Source organism: Herbiconiux daphne (genome assembly GCF_024979295.1).
GTDB lineage: Bacteria > Actinomycetota > Actinomycetes > Actinomycetales > Microbacteriaceae > Herbiconiux > Herbiconiux daphnes.
The window spans coordinates 835657-853780 of record NZ_JANLCJ010000001.1; the positions used below are offsets into that span (position 1 = coordinate 835657).

Below are 18124 nucleotides of genomic sequence, written 5' to 3' on the forward strand. Positions count from 1 at the left end.
GCGCAACTCGGCGAAGGGGGAGGGGTTAGGTGAGGAGCTTGGTTACTCGTTGCAGGGAGGCGGGCTCGGCGGTGCCCAGGGGCTGCGCGAAGAGGCCGACGCGCAACTCCTCGATGAGCCAGCGGGCGCGCACGATGTTCTCGGGCGAGTGCGGGGCGAGCGGGATGTCGCCACCGGCCTCGCGCAGGCGGGCGGTCGCGGTCTGCACCTCGGTCATCCAGGCGCGGTCGCGGCCCGGGTTCTCGGGGAGTTTCTCGAGCCGGTAGGTGATTCCGGCCAGGTAGCGGGGCAGATTGCCGAGCCGCGCGAGACCGGTCTGCGACACGAAGCCCGCCCGCACCAGGGCGGCGAGCTGCTCGCGGGCGTCGGTGATGGCCGGCAGCAGGGTCATGCTGGTCACTGTCTTGATCGCCCGCTCGGCGTCGCGCGCGGCGGTGAGAATGCGCAGCACCGTGCCGATCGTCTGATCGAGCAGCGGCAGCACCGCCTTCGAGAGCCGGTCGCGCACGGCCTCGAACTCGGCCGGCGCCCAGACCAGGCCGTCGGGGTGCAGCGCCCGCAACGCTTCGTCTGCGGCTGCGAGCATCGCGTCGTCGAACAGCGCGTTGACGTTCTGGTAGGGGCTCGTCGCGAGCAGCAGCTTCTCGTTCTGGGTGAGATGCTCGCGCACATAGGATGCCGGGCTCGGCACCGCGAGCAGCAGCAGTCGGCGCACCCCGGCCGGCGTCTCGCGCGCCTGTTCGGCCGCGGTGGCCATCAGCCGCACGGCCACCGACGTCTTCTCGTCGACGAGCGCCGGGTAGGCCCGGATCACCCCGCCGTGCTGCGCGGTGTCGACGAAACGCGGCAGCTCGCCGAAGCTCCAGCTGGTGAGACCGGCGCGTTCGACGAAGCCTCCGGATGCCGCGCCGCGGGCGCCCGCGATCCGGGCCGCCGGTGATGCTCCAGCGAGGTCTCCGCTCAAGGCGCCGTCGGCGCCCGCGGTGCCGCGACCCCCGGTCGCCGGGCTCGTGCCGCCGGGCCCGCCGCGCCCACCGCGCCCGTCGTCGCCGCCACCACTCGCGCTCGTGCCGGCATCCGTTCCGCTCGTCCGGCCGCGCTCGCGCTCGGAGCCCCCGCCCTCGACCGCCCGGGCCGAGGCGCGCGTGATGCTCGCCCGGGCCGCGTCGGCGAGCTCGGCCTGCAGCGCGGCGAGCTCCTTGCCGGCGCCGACCGTGCGCCCGCGCTCGTCGACCACCCGGAACGTGACCCGCAGGTGCTCGGGCAGACGCTCCCGGTCGAAGTCGGCGGCCGTGACCGGCACGTGGGCTGCGCGGGTCATGGCACCGGCGAGCCGGGCCAGGAAGCCGCCGGCCCCGCCGGCCCCGTCGGCCCCGTCGGGCCCCAGCTCGTCGAGCAGCCGCGCGGCCCAGTCGGTGGCCGGCACGAAGTTGACCCGCAGCCGCTTCGGCAGCGAGCGGATCAGCGCGGTCACGAGCTCACGCCGCAACCCCGGCACCTGCGACTCGAAGGCCACCTCGTCGAGGCGCGGCAGCAGCGCGAGCGGCACGGTCGCCGTGACCCCGTCGTCGGCCGCGCCCGGCTCGAAACGGTAGCTCAGCGCGAGACGCTGGTCGCCCTGCTGCCACTGGGCGGGGAACTCGTTCTCGTCGACATCCGGAGCCCCCTCGGGCAGCAGGGTGTCGAGGGTCATCGTGAGTAGCTCGGGGTCGTCGTGCCGGGCCTTCTTCCACCAGCCCTCGAAGCTGCGCTGCGACACGACGTCGCGCGGGATGCGGGCCTGGTAGAACTCGAACACGGCCTCGTCGTCGAGCAGGATGTCGCGCCGCCGGCTGCGCTCCTCGAGCTGCTCGAGGTCGCGGCGGAAGGCCCGGTTGGCCCGGTCGAAGGCTTGCTGCGACTCCCATTCGCCCTCGACGAGGGCGTGCCGGATGAACAGCTCGCGGGCGTAATCAGGGTCGACGCGGGCGAACTGCACCCGGCGCTTCGCGACGATCGGCACCCCGAACAGCGTCACGCGCTCGTAGACCACGGCCGCGCCCTGCTTCTTCTCCCAGTGCGGCTCGGAGTAGCTGCGCTTCAGCAGATCTCCGGCGAGCGGCTCGGCCCAGGCCGGGTCGATCGCGGCGTTCATGCGCGCGAACAGTCGGCTGGTCTCGACCAGCTCGGCGCTCATCACGGCGGCGGGCTGCTTCTTGGCGAGGGTCGATCCGGGAAAGATGAGGAACCGGGTCTGGCGGGCGCCGAGGTAGTCCTTCTTCACCAGGTCGCGCAGGCCGATCTGCGAGAGCAGACCCGAGAGGATCGACTTGTGGATGCCGTCGGGGTTCACGCTCGGGTCGCCGATGGTGAGCCCGAGCGGCTTGGCGAGCTGCCGCAGCTGGCGGTAGACGTCTTGCCACTCGCGGATGCGCAGGTAGTTGAGGAACTCGGCCTTGCACAGGCGCCGGAACGCGCTCGACGACAGCTCGCGCTGCTTCTCTTCGAGGTAGTTCCAGAGATTCAGCAGTGTGAGGAAGTCGCTCGTCTGGTCGGCGAAGCGCCCGTGCAACTCGTCGGCGCGGCCGCGTTTCTCGAGCGGGCGCTCCCGGGGGTCTTGAATGGTGAGCCCCGCGACGATGGCCAGCACCTCTCGGCTGGTCCCCGTGCGCTTCGACTCCACCACCATGCGCGCGAACCGCGGCTCGATCGGCAGCCGAGCCAGATCGCGGCCGACCGAGGTCAGCGCCGGATGCCCGTCACGGCCCGTGCCCTTGACGGCGTTGAGCTCGGTGAGCAGGTCGAGGCCGTCTTTGATGCCGCGGGAGTCCGGCGGCTGCAAGAAGGGGAACGAGGCGATGTCGCCCAGCCCGAGCGAGATCATCTGCAGGATGACGGCGGCGAGGTTCGTGCGCAGGATCTCGGGGTCGGTGAACTCGGGCCGGCGATCGAAGTCGTCTTCGGAGTAGAGGCGGATGGCGATGCCATCGCTCGTGCGCCCCGACCGGCCCGATCGCTGGTTGGCGCTCGCCTGCGAGATCGGCTCGATCGGCAGTCGCTGCACCTTCGAGCGCACCGAGTAGCGGCTGATGCGCGCCGTTCCGCCGTCGATCACGTATTTGATGCCCGGCACGGTGAGGCTCGTCTCGGCGACGTTCGTGGCGAGCACCACGCGGCGACGGATGCCGGCACTCGTGCTCTTCGTGAACACCTTGTGCTGGTCGGCCGCGCTGAGCCGCCCGTAGAGAGGCAGCAGCTCGGTCGAGGCGGCCGCGCCCGTCGACGCGAGCCGGCCCCGAAGCACCTCCTCGGCGTCGCGGATCTCGTTCTCGCCCGACAGGAACACGAGCACGTCGCCCGGCTTCTCGCGCGCCAGCTCGTCGAGCGCGTCGCCGATCGCCTCGAACAGGTCTTTGGCCTCCCGCTCCCCGCCCCTTCCGTCGAGTTGCGCCAAAGTGCCACTCCGGGGGCCCCCGGAGCGGCCTTTTGGCGCAACTCGACGAGAAACAGCAGGGGTGGTGGGGGCGTCGACGTCGGTGTCGGTGTCGTCGTCGTCGTCCGCGGCATCCGGAGCCAGCGGGCGGTAGCGGATCTCGACCGGGAAGGTGCGGCCCGAGACCTCGACGATCGGGGCCGGCGAGCCGTCGGCGGCCGCGAAGTGCCGCGCGAAGCTCTCGGGGTCGATGGTGGCGCTCGTGATGATGAGCTTGAGATCGGGCCGGCGCGGCAGCAGCTGCTTGAGGTAGCCGAGCAAGAAGTCGATGTTGAGGCTGCGCTCGTGCGCCTCGTCGATGATGATCGTGTCGTAGCGCGAGAGCAGCCGGTCGTGGTTCATCTCGTTGAGCAGGATGCCGTCGGTCATCAGCTTGATGCGCGTCTCTTTGCTCGCGCGGTCGGTGAAACGCACCTGGTAGCCGACGAGGCCGCCGACCTCCTGCCCCAGTTCTTCGGCGATGCGCTCGGCGATGGTGCGGGCCGCGAGGCGTCGCGGCTGGGTGTGACCGATGCTCTCGCGGCCGAGCTCGAGGCAGATCTTCGGCAGCTGCGTGGTCTTGCCCGACCCGGTGGCACCGGCCACGATCACCACCTGGTGATCGCGGATGGCGCGCGCGATGTCGTCTTTGCGCTGGCTGACGGGCAGCTCGGGCGGAAAGACGATGCGAAGTGGGGAGTCGGCGGGCATGAGCCTTTCATCGTACGACGAGATGCCGGGCCGGCACGCCCGTGTGCGCTGCAGGCGGACGGTCGGCGATCAGCCCACGGGCGACCCCGTCAGTCGGTGGCGGCGCAGGCGCGCACGAACTCGGCGAGTTCGGCGGCCATCGACTCCGGCTCCCAGGTGTGGTGCGCGCCCGGCATCTCGCGCACCGTGGTGGTGCTGACGGCGAGCGCCACGCGCTCCGCCGCCTCGAACATGCCCGGGAAGGTCTGCTCCGCATACATCGCGAGCACCGGAACCCGGATGCCGCCGAGCCCGCCGTTCTCGAGCGCCGCCGTGGCCCACACCAATGCCTGCGCGTCGGCGCGCAGCGCCGGAGCCCCGGCGATGATGCTCTCCCAGGCGCCCGAGTTCTTCGCCCCCTCGAGCCACTCCGGTGGCATGTCGCGCATGTACTGCTCCTGGGCGGCAGCGAGGTCGCCGGAGTCGAGGCGGCGCTCGAACTCGTCGCGCCACTCGCGGGTGGCCGCCGCGGCGGCGGCGAGCGGACCCTCCCACAGGGCCAGTCCCATCACGGGCAGGCCGGCATCCGCTGCTCTCAGGGCGATGGCGCAACCCGAGGAGTGTCCGCAGAGCACCGCGAGGCTGCCCGCGACGTCGATGACCGCGCGGAGGGCCTCGAGCTCGCGGTCGAGGTCGAGCGGTCCGTCGGCGACGTCGCGGCTCTCGCCCCGGCCCAGGCGGTCGAACGTGAGGGTGGTGAGTCCGCGTGACGCGGCGAGCTCGGCCGTGCGGGTCAGCACGGGGTCGCCGGCGCGGTCGGCCCCGGCGCCGGTCACGAACACCAGTGCGGGGCCGTCGCCGCGCACGTCGTAGGCGACGCGATCGCCGCGCGAGCTGGTGGTGTAGTCGGTCATGCTCGACTCCTTCGTCGATCGGTGTTCGGCTGCCGCCCATTCTCGCGCACTCGCGCGGCCCATGCCATTGACGCGCAAACAACTTTGCGATACAAAGTGAGTAGCAAAGAAGTTTGCACCGCAAACCAGACACCTTCCAGAGACGAGGCGCACCATGACCGATCGACCGGAGCCCGACGACACGGCGCTCGACCCCGCCGCGATGATGGCCCTGCTGACGAAGCAACAGCAGAGCGTGCACTACCAGCAGGCGGCGTTCGTGTGGCTCATCGAGCTCGCCTGGGGCATCGCCTGGGGTGTCGGGTTCCTCATCCTGTGGCTGATCGACGGCGCGAAGCCGGCGTTCTCCATCCCCCTGCCCACCGCCGCCGTGACGTTCGCGCTGCTGGTGGCCGCCGCCATCGTGGTGTCGATCGTGCTCGGGGTGCGCAGCAGCAAGGGCGTGCGGCCGAGCGCTGCGAGCGCGTTCCAGGGCACGGTCTACGGGGCTACCTGGTCGGTGAGCATGGTCGGGGTGTGGCTGTTCGCCTCCGGCCTGCAGTTCAACGGCATGTCGGGCGACCTGGTGGCGATCTTCTATCCGGTCGCCTACGTGATGATGACCGGCATCCTGTTCCTCTTCTCGGCGGCGCTCTACCGCGCGAAGCTCATGATCTATCTCGGGTCGTGGATCGTGCTGATCGCCGTCGTCTCGCCGTTCTTCGGCTATCCGAACCACTACCTCTTCCTCGCCATCGCGGGCGGCGGAGCACTGCTCGTGATGTCGATCGTGGTCGCCCGTTACACCGCCGGGCTCCGTCGTAAGGCGGCCGGTCATGTCTGAACTCGACCCGGTCATCCACGCACAGGCGAGGCTGCGCATCGTGTCGGCGCTGGCCACCCTCGACGCCGACGAGGCCATCACCTTCCCGCGCCTGCAGGAACTGCTCGACATGACCGCCGGCAACCTCTCCACCCACCTGCGCAAGCTCGAGGATGCCGGCTACGTCGGCGTCTCGAAGACTCACGAGGCTCGCACTCCCGTCACCTACCTCGCGCTCACGCGCTCGGGCCGTCGCGCCTTCGAGGACTACACCGAGGCCCTCCGCGACCTGCTCGGGGGCACGTCATGACGACCCGCCCCACGCACGGCGTAGGCTCGGGCGGGTGAATGAGCGCGAGCGGGAATTCGACGAGTCCTGGCAGAAGTGGCACGAGGCCCGGTTGAGAATGGTCACCGCACCGCACGGCATCGCCTCCCTGGTCGCCACCGACTGGCTCTCGCTCGACCCACAACGCCTCGACTCCCTCGACGGCGAGTGGTACCTCGACGGCGCGTCGATCGTCGGCGACTCCTTCACCATCGAGCAGGGCGGCGAGGTGCTGCTCGGCGGGCGGGTGCTGCGGCACTTCCGGCGCGACGACCAGGTGGCTCTGCGCATCTTCGACCCCGAAGCCCCGACGCGGGCCGCGGTCGCCGACATCGACGCATTCGCGCCCGATGAGTCGTGGGCGCTCATCGGCAACTTCACGCCTGCCGCCGAGGGCGACACTCTCGCGGTCGACGAGATCGACGGCTACGTCGAGAACGAGAGCCTCGCCGGCACGATCACCGTCGAGATCGCCGGTGAGACCGTCGAGCTGCTCGCCACCGGGTCGCCGACGAACATGCAGGTCGTCATCTCCGACGCCACCAGCGGCTCGGAGACCTACCGGTTCCGGTTTCTCCGAATCCACCACGACGGCAGCGAGGGCGACATCCCCGTCGACTTCAACCGCGCCTATCTGCCTCCGTGCGTCTTCGCCGACTTCTACGTCTGCCCCCTTCCGCCCGCGCAGAACCGGCTCACCATGCCCGTGCGCGCGGGCGAGAAGAACGTCGTCACCCGCTGACCGGTTCGGCCCGCCACCGGCTCGCCCGGCTGCGCGCGCTCCCCACTGCCCGCTGACCCGGCGCGAGTGGGAGGCTTGACCCATGACCAATCGCCTTGCCGACGCGATCAGCCCCTACCTGCGGTCGCACGCCGAGAACCCCGTCGACTGGTTCCCTTGGGGAGAGCAGGCGTTCGCGGCCGCGCGGGAGCGCGACGTGCCGGTGCTCGTGTCGATCGGCTACTCCACCTGCCACTGGTGCCACGTGATGGCGCGCGAGACCTTCAGCGATCCCGCCCTCGCCGCCTACCTCAACGAGCACTTCGTGGCCATCAAGGTCGACCGCGAAGAGCACCCCGAGGTCGACACGGTCTACCTCGCGGCCGCCGGTGCCTTCACCCAGGAGCTCGGCTGGCCCCTCAACGTGTTCGTCACGCCCGAGGGCAAGGCGTTCTACGGGGGAACGTATTCACCGCCCACGCCGCTGCCGGGGCATCCGTCGTTCCAGCAGGTGCTGGGGGCGGTGACGGATGCCTGGACCACCCATCGCTCCGACGTGCTCGTCTCGGCCGACCAGGTGGCCGATGCGCTCGCGGCCGGCCAGCAGGGTCTGGCGGCCGGCGCATCCGGAGCCCTCATCGACGACTTCGGGCCCCTCGTGAGCGAGCTCGCGCAGTATGAAGACGTGCAGTTCGGCGGGTTCGGCGGGGCGCCGAAGTTCCCGGTGGCGCCGGTGCTTCGGTTCTTGCTCGAGCTGGGGTCGCCCGATGCGACGGCCCTGGCCACGCGGATGCTCGAGGCCATGGCCGGTTCTGAGCTGCGCGACGGGGTCGAGGGCGGCTTCTTCCGCTATGCGACTCGGCGCGACTGGAGCGAGCCGCACTACGAGCGCATGCTCTACGACAACGCCCTGCTGCTCGACGCCTACACGATGCTCTGGGCCCGGGAACCGTCGCTCGAGTGGGCGCGGGATGCCGCGTCGGGCATCGCGGGGTTTCTGATCGACGTGATGCAGCTGCCCTCGGGCGGCTTCGCGTCGGCACAGGATTCCGAGAGCACCGTCGACGGCGCGCGCGTCGAGGGCGGCTACTACCGCCTCGACGCGGCGGCCCGAGCCGGGCAGACGCCCCCCGCGCTCGACGAGAAGGTGCTCTCGGGCTGGAACGGTCTGGCGATCGGTGCGCTCGCGCAGGCCTCGTTCGTGTTCGCCCGGGAGGACTGGTCGAGGGCGGCGGAACACGCCGCCGACTACCTGCTCGGCGCGCACGCGGCGCCGGGGGGATCGCTCGTGCGCGCCTCGATCGACGGCCGGGTGTCGTCGGCCGCTGCCACGCTCGAGGACTACGGCATGCTGTCCGAGGGCCTGCTGCGGCTCGCGGCCGTGAGCGGGTCGGCGCGGTATGCCATGGCCGGGCAGATGCTGATCGACGCGGTGCTCGACTCCGGGTTCGCGGCACCGGGCGGGGGAGACCCGGTGCTGCGGTCGCAGGGGCTCGCGGTCGACCTGGATCCGTCGGAGGGCGCCTACCCCTCGGGCACCAGCGCGGTGGCGTCGGCCTGCCTGCTGCTGCATTCACTCACCGCGGCGAGCCGCTATCGCGACGCGGCCGTGGCGGCGTTGGCGCCGCTCACCGGCGAGGCCCAGGCGCGCCCGATCTCGTTCGGCGCGACGCTGCAGGTATTCGTGAAGCTGGCGCGGCCGGCCGAGCAGCTCGTGCTGATCGAGCCCGACTCGGTCGGCGCGGCGGGCGCGGCTGACGCGGCGGGTGCGGCTGACGTGTCGGGCGGGGCTGACGCTGTCGGCGCGACTGGCACGACGAGCGCGGCTGGCGCTATCGGTGCCGCCGGCGAGACGGGCGTGGCCGGCGCGCCCGAATCGGATGCTCGCGCGATGGCCGCCGCGGGCCTGGAGGCCGCCGTGCGCACCTGGACCGCAGCCGCCATCGTCGCCCGCGCCACCGAGCAGGAGGCGCGCACTCTCGCCGACGCCGGATTCGAGCTCTTCGCCGACCGCGTGGCGCGAGATGGGCAGCCCACCGCCTATCGCTGCTTCGACTTCGTCTGCCGGCTGCCGGCCACGATGGCGTCGGAGCTCACCGCGCCCTAGGCCGCCGCACCTCGTTTGGCCGCACCCCGCGTGGCGGCACCCTGCTTTGCAGCACCCTGCTCGGCGACACCCTACCGCGCCGCCCCCAGGGGCGCCGCACCCCAGGCCGCGGCCCAGCGCGACCGCGTCAGACGGCGCGACCGCCGGCCGGATCGACCCACGGCTCGAGCGGCCCGTCGTAGACCGCCACCGAGGGCACTCCCAGCAGTGTCAAGGCGAGAGCGTCGGATGCCGCCGCCACCCCCGCCGCGCAATAGGTCACCACGCGCTTCGCCCCGAGCACCGCAGCGAAGCGCTCCCGCAGAACGGCCGGCTTCAGCAGTCGCTGCGCCTCGCGGTCGTGCAGCGCCGATGCCGCGATCGTCACGCTGCCGGGAATTCCCCCGATCGTGTCTCCGCCCGCGAACACCAGTGCGCCCGGCGCGATGCCGGCAGCGATCTGCTCGACTTCGGCCCGGCCGGCCCAGGACTCAGGTCGCTCGGTGCCGATGAAGAGGGCCTCGCGCGGCTCGACCGCACCGGTGTGCACCGGCCGGTCTTCCCTGAACCACTTGGTGTAACCGCCGTCGAGCACCGCGACCCGGTCGTGGCCGAACGCCCGGAAGAGCCACCACAGCCGTGCCGCCCACTCGCCGCCGTCGGTGTCGTAGACGATCACCGTGGTGTCGTTGTCGACGCCGACGGATGCCGCCGCGGCTTCGAACCGGTCGACCGACGGGCGAGCGAACGCATGGCCCGCGCCGGCGTCGGAGAACTGGGCCAGTACGTCGGCGAACACGGCGCCGGGAACGTGGCCGTGCACCAGGAAGTGCTGCAGCCCGCTCAGCCAGAGCGCGCCGCCTTCAGCCGACCGCGACTGCTGCACCGTGGCGTCGAGCACGACGATGCTGTCGGAGCCGAGGTGGTCGGCCAGCCACTGCGTCGACACGAGGGGCGACGCGAGCTGGGGAGCGACTCGAGGGGGGTCGATTGTGGTCACGGCTCAACGCTAGGCGCTGCCTCCGACGCCAGCCTGTGGGTTGCAACAGAAAGTAACGTGAAGGTAACGGCGGCTGTCTCCGACCACGCGCGACAGGCCTCTCCACCGATGTCAGCGGCCCTCCGGCTCGATGTAAGCACCGTGTGAGTGCGATGTAAGCGCCCCGCGGCACGATCGACCTCGAACTTCACATCACGTTCGCAACGATCGAAAGGAGATCGAATGCCGAAATCAACCGAGTGGGCCGTCGAGGCCCACGGGCTCGTCAAAGTGTTCGGAGACAACAGAGCGGTCGACGGTGTCGACCTCAGCGTGCGCACCGGCACCGTCTACGGCGTGCTCGGCCCGAACGGCGCCGGCAAGACCACGACCATCCGCATGCTCGCCACACTTCTCAAGCCCGACGGGGGCGATGCCACGATCTTCGGTCACGACATCCGTCGCGAACCGCAGATCGTGCGGCAGCTGATCGGCGTCACCGGTCAATACGCCTCCGTCGACGAGACCCTGAGCGCCACCGAGAACCTGGTGCTCTTCTCGCGCCTCAACGGGCTCAGCCGCGCCGACTCGCGCCGCAAGTCGGCCGAGCTGCTCGAGGAGTTCGGGCTCACCGAAGCCGCCAAGCGCCCCCTCAAGAACTTCTCCGGCGGCATGCGCCGACGGCTCGACCTGGCCGCGAGCCTCATCTCGCAGCCCCCGCTGATCTTTCTCGACGAACCCACCACGGGCCTCGACCCGCGCACCCGCTCGCAGATGTGGGACACCATCCGCCGCCTGGTCGCCACAGGTTCGACCGTGCTGCTCACCACGCAGTACCTCGACGAGGCCGACCAGCTCGCCGACCGCATCGCGGTCATCGACCGCGGCATCGTGGTGGCCGAGGGCACCGCGACCGAGCTGAAGAACTCGGTCGGGTCGGCCTCGCTGCTGCTGAAGCTCGCGGATGCCGCCAACCTGCAGCGGGCGAGGCTCGCCATTCTCGACGTGCTCGGCGTCGAGTCGGTGCTCACGCCCGAGGCCGGCCGCATCACGGCGCCCATGAGCGACCCCGACACGGTCACCGACCTGTTGCTGCGGCTACGCGAGGAGGGCATCGCGGTGGCGGAGCTCTCGGTGCAGCAGCCCACGCTCGACGAGGTGTTCCTGGCGCTCACCGGCCACTCGGCCACCGAAGAAGAAGCGGCCGACGCCGCGAAGGCCGCCGCCGCGGGCGGCCCCGAACGCGAACTGGAGGACGCACGATGAGCTCGCTCACCATCACCCCGGGTGCCTCCCGCACCCTCAAGAACCACGTCAGCATCGGGCAGACCGTGCAGAACTCGTTCAGCATGGCCTGGCGCGGGTTGCTCAAGATCCGCCGCACCCCCGAGCAGCTGATCGACGTCACCCTGCAGCCGATCATCTTCACCCTGATGTTCTCCTACATCTTCGGTGGGGCCATCGCCGGCAGCGTGGCAGACTACCTGCCCACCCTCATCCCCGGCATCCTCGTGCAGACCGTCATCACGACCTCGGTCGTCACCGGCGTGCAACTGCGCGAAGACATGGACAAGGGCGTGTTCGACCGCTTCAAGTCGCTGCCGATCGCCCGCATCGCGCCGCTCGCCGGAGCGCTGCTGGCCGACACCGTGCGCTACGCGATCGCCACGACGCTCACCTTCGTGATGGGTTTCGTGCTCGGCTACCGCCCCGAGGGCGGCCTCGGCAACGTGGTGGTGGCCGCGCTGCTCGTGATCGTGAGCTCGTGGGCGATCAGCTGGATCTTCGCGTTCTTCGGCGTCATCGCCCGCAGCGCGTCGAGCGTGCAGGGCATCTCGTTCCTCGTGCTGTTCCCGCTGACGTTCCTCTCGAACGCGTTCGTGTCGCCCGACACGATGCCGCCGTTCCTGCAGTGGTTCGTCAACATCAACCCGGTGTCGCACCTCGTCACCGCCGTGCGCGACCTGGCGAACAACGGCATGTGGACCTCGGATGCCTGGCTGTCGCTGCTCGGTGCCGCCGTGATCGTCGCGATCTTCGCGCCGCTCACCGTGCGCGCCTACATGAAGAAGGCCTAGCGGTCACACCCGCGGAGCCCACGACCAGGGGCCCGGCGTGCGCAGCAACTCTGCGACACGGCCGGGCCTCTCGTCTGCCGTCACCGCGGCGGCGGCATCCAGGGCTCCCGCGATCTCGTCGGGGGTGAAGCTGCGGCCGAAGCGCGCGAAGAGCGGGTCGAGGTGCAGGGCAGGCGCGTCTTGGCGGGCCGAGAGCACGTGGGCGAGGGCGAGCAGCTCCAACCCGACGCCGGCAGGAATGGGGAACCCCGCGGATGCCCGGGCCCGGTCTTCGACCCAGACGGCGAGCCCGATGACCGAGGCACCGAGCACCGGCCGATCGACGAAGCCTGACATCCACCGCAGGCTCGCCAGGGTGCGCGCGCGCAGGCGGCGGGCGATGACCACGTCTTCGCCGTCGCGACCGGTCTCGTCGACCACGAGAGTGGTGAGCACGGCCGAGAGCACCATGCGATACCACGGCGACGCCCGGGTGCCGGGGGCGCCGAACGAGGTGAGGGCGCGCAGGTGCAGCTCCCGCGCCTCGTCGAGGCGGCCGTGGGCCCGGTAGACCTCGGCCTTGCCGGCGAGCCCGATCGAGGCGATGTCGACGCCGTCGGTCTCTCCGGGCGACTCGATCAGGCGCTCGAAGATCTCGAGGGCCTCGTCGAGCTCGCCCACCGAGATGTCGTTGGTGGCGACGGTCCACTCGAGCTGCCGGATGTCTTCGGCGGCGCCGATCTGCGTCAGCCCGATGCGCGCGCGCCGGGCCCAGCGCAGCGCCTCCTCGGGTTCGGCGCTCTGGCTGTGCAGCGAACCGAGCATCTGGCTCGCCATCGCCCCGCCCCAGGTGTCGCCGATGGAGTCGGCGAGCCGCACGGCGCCGCGGGCCAGACGGATCGCGTCGTCGCGGCGCCCGTCGTTCTCGGCCGAGACGCTGCCGACCAACGCGCCCACCATGGCCGTGGCGCGGTCGGGCGACGAGGCCGCCGCCTCGATCGCAGCTGTCACGCGCTGCTCGTCGCCGGCGGCCAGCAGGATCGAGGCCATCGCCCGCAGGCGGTCGTCGTCGATGCCCTCCGCGGCGACGATGCGGCGCAGCCGTGAGAGCGGCAGCACCGCGAACCGCAGGTCGGCGATCATCGTCGTCGCGCTGATGATGAGCAGCACGGCCGCGAGGTGCTGCACCTCCGCCGGGGTGGGGTCGTAGCGGCGGATGCTCTCGAACACCGGCCGGCTGAACGCGAGCACCTCGGAGTGGGCGCTGCGCAAGGTCCAGTAGTAGCCGAGCAGACCGAACACCGACACCACGACGTCGGGGCGCTCGGCGTCGATGGCGCGGCGCAGCACGTCGATCAGGTTGACCTCTTCGACCGCGATGGCCGCGAAGGTCGCGACCTGACGGCGGCCGTCCATCTGCGGCTGCAGGCGGGCCGAGAACTCGACCGCCCAGGCGAACAGGGCGTCGCGCACCTCCATCCGGGTGCCGGCGCGGTCGAGTTGCAGCTGCCCGAACTCCCGCACGGTCTCGAGCATGCGGTAGCGCACGCCGGAGGCGGTCTCGCGCAAGGTGACGAGCGACTGGGCCACGAGGGCGTCGAGCAGGTCGGTGACGTCGGGGTCGGCGCCGGTGCCGCTGGGGCTGCTGCCGCCGCCCGTCACGGCCTGCGCCGCGTCGGCGCTGAAGCCGTCGGCGAACTCCGAGAGCCGGGCGAGGGCGAGTTGTTCGTCGGTGGCCAGCAGGTTCCAGCTCCACTCGATCACGGCGAGCAGGGTGCGGTGGCGCTCGGGTGCCGAGCGGTCGCCGCCCGCGAGCAGGGCGAACCGGTTCGAGAGGCGCCGCTCGACCTCGTCGAGGGGCATCGACCGGATGCGCGCCGCGGCGAGTTCGATGGCGAGCGGAAGTCCGTCGAGCCGGGCGCAGAGTCGAGCCACCGCGTCGAGCGGCAGCTGCGCGCCGGGGCGGGCAGCGGTGGCCCGGTCGAGGAACAGGCGCACGGCGGGGTCGTCGGCGAGGGCCTCGGGCGCGGTGGCGGCATCCGTCGCTCCGAGCGGCGCGAGCGCGAACACGCGTTCGCTCGAGATGGCGAGAGGAGTGCGGCTCGTCGTGAGCACGGTGAGTGCGGGGAGTTCGGCGGTGAGCGAGGCGCTCCACTCGGCGGCGGCGTCGATCACGTGCTCGCAGTTGTCGAGCACGAGCAGCGTCGGCGCCTCGGCGAGGCGGGCGACCACCCGGGTTCGCAGGTCGGCGCGCACGACCTGGTCGCCGATGCGCTTGGTCGACGCCACCTCGCGGATGCCGAGCGCCGACGCCAACCCGAAGATCACGTCGTCGGCCGAGCGCACGCTCGCGAGCTCGACCACGATCACCGCCCCGAACCACGACAGGGCCCGTGCGGCTACCTCGTGGGCGACGCGGGTCTTGCCGAGGCCGCCCGGGCCCAGGATGGTGGTCACCCGTGCGCCGGCCATCAGCCGCTCGATCTCGGCGACGGCCCCGTCACGCCCGATGAGCGCGTTCGGAGCCGCCCGGATGCCGCGTGCCACCGCCGCCCGGCGGGGCGCGCCGGCCCCGGGCCGCGCGGGTGCGGGCGCGCCTTCGCGCGCGGGCGGGGCTGCTGCTCGGCCGTCGCTCGCGAGCGTCTCGTGCCTGGTCACAGCGTCGGTCGAGGGCGCGCCTCGACTGCCGAGCAGCGGTTCTTGGCCGCCGTCGTTTCCGCGCGCCGACCCGGCGTCGGGCGTGGGCGTTGCTCGGGTTCGGGTCGCGTCGTCTGTCGTCATATCGACCGGGCCGCCGGATGCCGCGTCGGCGCTGCGTGGACCATGGTCGACCTCGAGACGCCCGACGTCGACTCCCGTCGCCACCCGCTCCTCGGCATCGAGCCCGCTCCCGAGGCACCCACCGCGAGCTGCGGCGCCTGCTGTCGCCGCGCCAGAGTCATCGCCTGCATTCCGACCGGCCTCGCCACGCCCACCTGGAAGGGCTTCGCCGCGGCCACGGGGAACGCCTTCGCCGCGCCCACCCGTTGAGCTCACCTCGCCGTGGGCAGTCCAGCGCCCATCGCCAGCCGGGCCGGATTCGGCCTCGCGGGCGAGCAATTCCAGGTTGAGCGACTGGAGTTCGAGGGCGGGGCTGGTGCCGAAGGCGTCCTGCACGCGCTCGCGGAAGGTGGCGTAGACGCCCACGGCCTCCGTCGATCGGCCGAGGGCGTCGAGCGCGCGCATGAGCAGCAGGTGTGCGCTGTCGTCGAAGGGCGAGCGCAGGCACAGTCGGCGGGCGAGCGCCTCGGCCTCCACGGCGAGATCGAGGGCGAGGGATGCCGTGGCGAGCACGGTCTCCAGACCGTCGAGCACGCGGGCCGCGCGATCGATGAGCGCCGACGCGAGGGTGTCGCCATCGAGGTCGGCGCCCGGGGCGCCGCGCCAGAGCGCGAGGGCGGTCGCGGCGTTCGTGGCGGCATCCGGCCACCGTTCATCGGTGAGGTCGACGCGGGCCTCGTCGAGCAGCCGCTCGGCCTCGCGCAGGTCGAGGGTCGCGGTGTCGCCGAGCCGGTAGCCCGATGGCGTGGACTCGATCAGGTCGTCGCCGAGGGCCGAGCGGATGCGGGACACGAGCGTCTGCAGGGCCGCACGGGCGCCGCGGGGAGGTTCGTCAGCCCAGGTCTCCTCGATCAGCCGGTCGGATCCGAGCGCGCGTGGCGCGGCCAGGGCGAGCGCCACGATGAGCGCTTTGGCCCGGTGCCCGCCGGGCTCCACGAAGCCGTCGCCCGGCTGTCGCACCGCCACCGGGCCGAGCACCGCGACGCGCAGGGACTGCTGCGGATCCGACGGTTGCTGCTTCACCCCGGCAATGCTAGTCAGATGCTCTGCCCAGCACCTGATCAGGCACGCGTGCCACACTGGAGCCAAGGCCGCAGAGCGGCTTCCGGACGAGGGCGCAGTACCCGGAGAGCGACAAGACTGACCACGAGGAGTGGATCGTCATGTCCTGGATCGTTCTCATCGCATCCGGAGTTCTCGAAGCCGTCTGGGCCACGGCTCTCGGCAAGTCCGCCGGCTTCACGAAGCTCTGGCCCACCGTCGTGTTCGTCGCCGCACTCGTCGCGAGCATGGGTGGCCTCGCCTTCGCCATGCGCACCCTGCCCGTCGGCACCTCGTATGCCGTCTGGGTCGGCATCGGCGCCTCGCTCACCGTGCTCTACGCCATGGCTTTCGGCGGCGAGGGCTTCTCGCTGCCCAAGCTGCTGCTCGTGCTCGGCATCGTGGGGTGCGTGGTGGGGCTGAAGGTGGTGCACTGAGCTAGCTGCCGTGGGCGCCGTGCTTCGCGCGGCGTCCACGGGGCGCGCCGCCGCCTCTGCGGCGCGCCGCGGCACCTGAGCGCGCGGTCGCTGGCGCGGCCACGGGCTCAGCCTGGGTCGTCGGCAAGGGCCCGTTGCGTGCGCTGCCGTGCCGCCCCCACCCCAAGGCGCCGCGCCCCCACCGCAAAGCGCCGCGCGCCCTCCGCGAGAAGTTCGCGCTGCCCTGCTCCAGAGCGCCGCGCCTCTTCCGCGAGAAGTCACTTCTCGTTGCAAATACGCCCTCCAAGCACCCAAAAGTGCCGTCTCGGCGCAGGTCGGGGACCGTCACCGCTCCGCCTACCCCTCCGCGCCCCCGCGAGAAGTCACTTTCCGGTGCAAATGCCGGCCACAAGCATCCAATAGTGACTTCTCGGCGGAGGTGGAGGTCGAGTGACCTGCCACCTGCCACCGGCCACCCGCCGCCTGCCACAGCCCGGTCGCTCCATGCCCATCACTGTCGCCGTCACGCCCCGCGCGGACCACCCCGCCGGCTCGCCCGACCACACCCCAGTCCGCCCACCCACTCCGACCAGGACCCGCGAGACGTCACTATTCGGTGTAAATGAGGGCGGGAAGCAACCAAGAATGACTTCTCGGCGGAGTGGGGTAGTGGGTCCGAGGCCAGCCACTCCGGCCGGGCCCGCGAGAAGTCATTATTCGGTGCGGAAGGGGGCGGGATGCGCCCGAAAGTGACTTCTCGGGGGAGTGGGGGTTGGGTGCGACTAGTGCAGCAGCACCGCGCCGAGCGACAGGCCCGCGATCAGGGCCCACGAGGCGAGTCCCACGATGAAGGCGCGCCAGCCCGTGCGGGCGAGGGTGCGGAACCGGATGTTCGTGCCGAGGGCGAACAGCGCCATTGCGAGCAGGGCGGTCTGCACGATGTCGGCGACGTTCAGCACCGCGTCGGGCAGGGGCACGACGGTGCGCACGAGCACCGCCGCGATGAACCCCACGATGAACAGCGGCACGATCGGCGGCCGCCGCGCCGCCGGGCGCTCGACGTAGTCGGGGTGGCCCGCGCCGAGGGCGTCGTTGCGGGCATCTGCTCGCCGTTCCACGAGGCCGACGATCGCCACCATCGGCGCGAGCGTGAGCACCCGGGTGAGCTTCACGACCACCGCCGCCGCGAGGGCGACCGGCCCGGCGATCTGGGCGGTGGCGACCACCTGCCCCACGTCGTGCACGCTGAGCCCCACCCAGACGCCGAAGTCCTCGACCGACAGGCCGAGCGGGATGCGCAGCACGGGCAGGATGAAGATCGCGAGCGTTCCGCACAGCGTCACCAGGGCGATGGGGGTCGCGGTGTCCTCGTCTTTGCTGCGCGTCACGGCGCTCATCGCGCCGATCGCCGACGCGCCGCAGATCGAGAAGCCGGCCGCGATCAGGATGGGCTGGGTGCCGGGCAGCCGCATCAGCCGCCCGAAGAACAACGTCGCCACGAAGGTGATGGCGACGATCAGCACGATCAGCACGATCGTCTGCCAACCGAGCCCGGCGATGTCGACCAGGCTGAGCTTCAGCCCGAGCAGCACGATGCCGATGCGCAGCAGCCGCCGGGCCGCGATCGCGATCCCCGGCTTCAGCACCCCGTCGAGCAGCCGTTGGCACGCCGGGATCTGGCCCGCGACCATGCCGAGCCCCACCGCCGCGGTGAGCAGCGGAACCGCCGGCAGCAGCAGATGCAGCCCGAAGGCCACCAGCGCTGCCGCCCCGGCGACTGCAAGGCCCGCGAGGCCGCCGAGGCCGCCCATCGCGGCCC

General features: G+C 71.6%; 12 protein-coding genes and 1 riboswitch. Of the genes, 7 read left to right on the forward strand and 5 right to left on the reverse strand.

Annotation, left to right across the window (positions count from 1 at the left end; translation table 11 throughout):
- Positions 1 to 25 precede the first annotated feature (25 nt).
- Together hrpA and N1032_RS04280 are read right to left on the reverse strand one after the other, a co-directional pair.
- A complete protein-coding gene (hrpA, locus tag N1032_RS04275) occupies positions 26 to 4162 on the reverse strand; it encodes an ATP-dependent RNA helicase HrpA (protein ID WP_259537678.1) in 4137 nt (1378 codons plus the stop codon).
- An 89-nt stretch (positions 4163 to 4251) separates the two neighbouring features.
- The gene (locus N1032_RS04280; RefSeq protein WP_259537680.1) at positions 4252 to 5055 is read right to left on the reverse strand and encodes an alpha/beta fold hydrolase; all 804 of its coding nucleotides are present in this window, start codon (positions 5053 to 5055) and stop codon (positions 4252 to 4254) included.
- Positions 5056 to 5209: 154 nt separating this feature from the next.
- On the opposite strand from N1032_RS04280, the gene N1032_RS04285 reads away from it, so the two are divergent.
- From N1032_RS04285 to N1032_RS04300, 4 genes are all read left to right on the forward strand, one after another.
- Positions 5210 to 5878 (forward strand): hypothetical protein, encoded by a 669-nt coding sequence (locus N1032_RS04285; RefSeq protein WP_259537682.1) that lies wholly within the window; start codon positions 5210 to 5212, stop codon positions 5876 to 5878.
- The gene (locus tag N1032_RS04290; RefSeq protein ID WP_259537684.1) at positions 5871 to 6167 is read left to right on the forward strand and encodes a transcriptional regulator; all 297 of its coding nucleotides are present in this window, start codon (positions 5871 to 5873) and stop codon (positions 6165 to 6167) included. Before N1032_RS04285 ends, N1032_RS04290 begins: the two co-directional genes overlap by 8 nt.
- A gap of 34 nt (positions 6168 to 6201) precedes the next feature.
- The gene (locus N1032_RS04295) at positions 6202 to 6927 is read left to right on the forward strand and encodes a DUF1684 domain-containing protein (protein WP_259537685.1); all 726 of its coding nucleotides are present in this window, start codon (positions 6202 to 6204) and stop codon (positions 6925 to 6927) included.
- 82 nt (positions 6928 to 7009) lie between these two features.
- Positions 7010 to 9013, forward strand: a complete 2004-nt coding sequence (locus tag N1032_RS04300) for a thioredoxin domain-containing protein (protein WP_259537687.1) — start codon at positions 7010 to 7012, stop codon at positions 9011 to 9013.
- Between the two features lie 127 nt (positions 9014 to 9140).
- Here the strand turns inward: N1032_RS04300 and N1032_RS04305 are convergent, their stop codons facing one another.
- A complete protein-coding gene (locus N1032_RS04305) occupies positions 9141 to 9992 on the reverse strand; it encodes a sulfurtransferase (RefSeq protein ID WP_259537688.1) in 852 nt (283 codons plus the stop codon).
- Between the two features lie 222 nt (positions 9993 to 10214).
- Between N1032_RS04305 and N1032_RS04310 the strand changes: the two genes are divergently transcribed.
- Complete coding sequence (locus N1032_RS04310; protein ID WP_259537689.1) at positions 10215 to 11237, forward strand: ATP-binding cassette domain-containing protein; 1023 nt, start codon at positions 10215 to 10217, stop codon at positions 11235 to 11237.
- Entirely contained in the window at positions 11234 to 12049 is an 816-nt protein-coding gene (locus N1032_RS04315) for an ABC transporter permease (protein ID WP_259537692.1), read from the forward strand. Before N1032_RS04310 ends, N1032_RS04315 begins: the two co-directional genes overlap by 4 nt.
- Positions 12050 to 12052: 3 nt before the next feature.
- Here the strand turns inward: N1032_RS04315 and N1032_RS04320 are convergent, their stop codons facing one another.
- Entirely contained in the window at positions 12053 to 15871 is a 3819-nt protein-coding gene (locus tag N1032_RS04320) for an AfsR/SARP family transcriptional regulator (protein ID WP_259537693.1), read from the reverse strand.
- A gap of 62 nt (positions 15872 to 15933) precedes the next feature.
- Positions 15934 to 15996: riboswitch (guanidine-III (ykkC-III) riboswitch) on the forward strand.
- A 15-nt stretch (positions 15997 to 16011) separates the two neighbouring features.
- On the opposite strand from N1032_RS04320, the gene N1032_RS04325 reads away from it, so the two are divergent.
- Entirely contained in the window at positions 16012 to 16326 is a 315-nt protein-coding gene (locus N1032_RS04325) for a DMT family transporter (protein WP_259537694.1), read from the forward strand.
- Positions 16327 to 17087: 761 nt separating this feature from the next.
- Here the strand turns inward: N1032_RS04325 and N1032_RS04330 are convergent.
- Positions 17088 to 18116: a YeiH family protein gene (locus N1032_RS04330; protein ID WP_259537695.1), complete on the reverse strand. Its 1029-nt coding sequence runs from the start codon at positions 18114 to 18116 to the stop codon at positions 17088 to 17090.
- Positions 18117 to 18124: the final 8 nt, after the last annotated feature.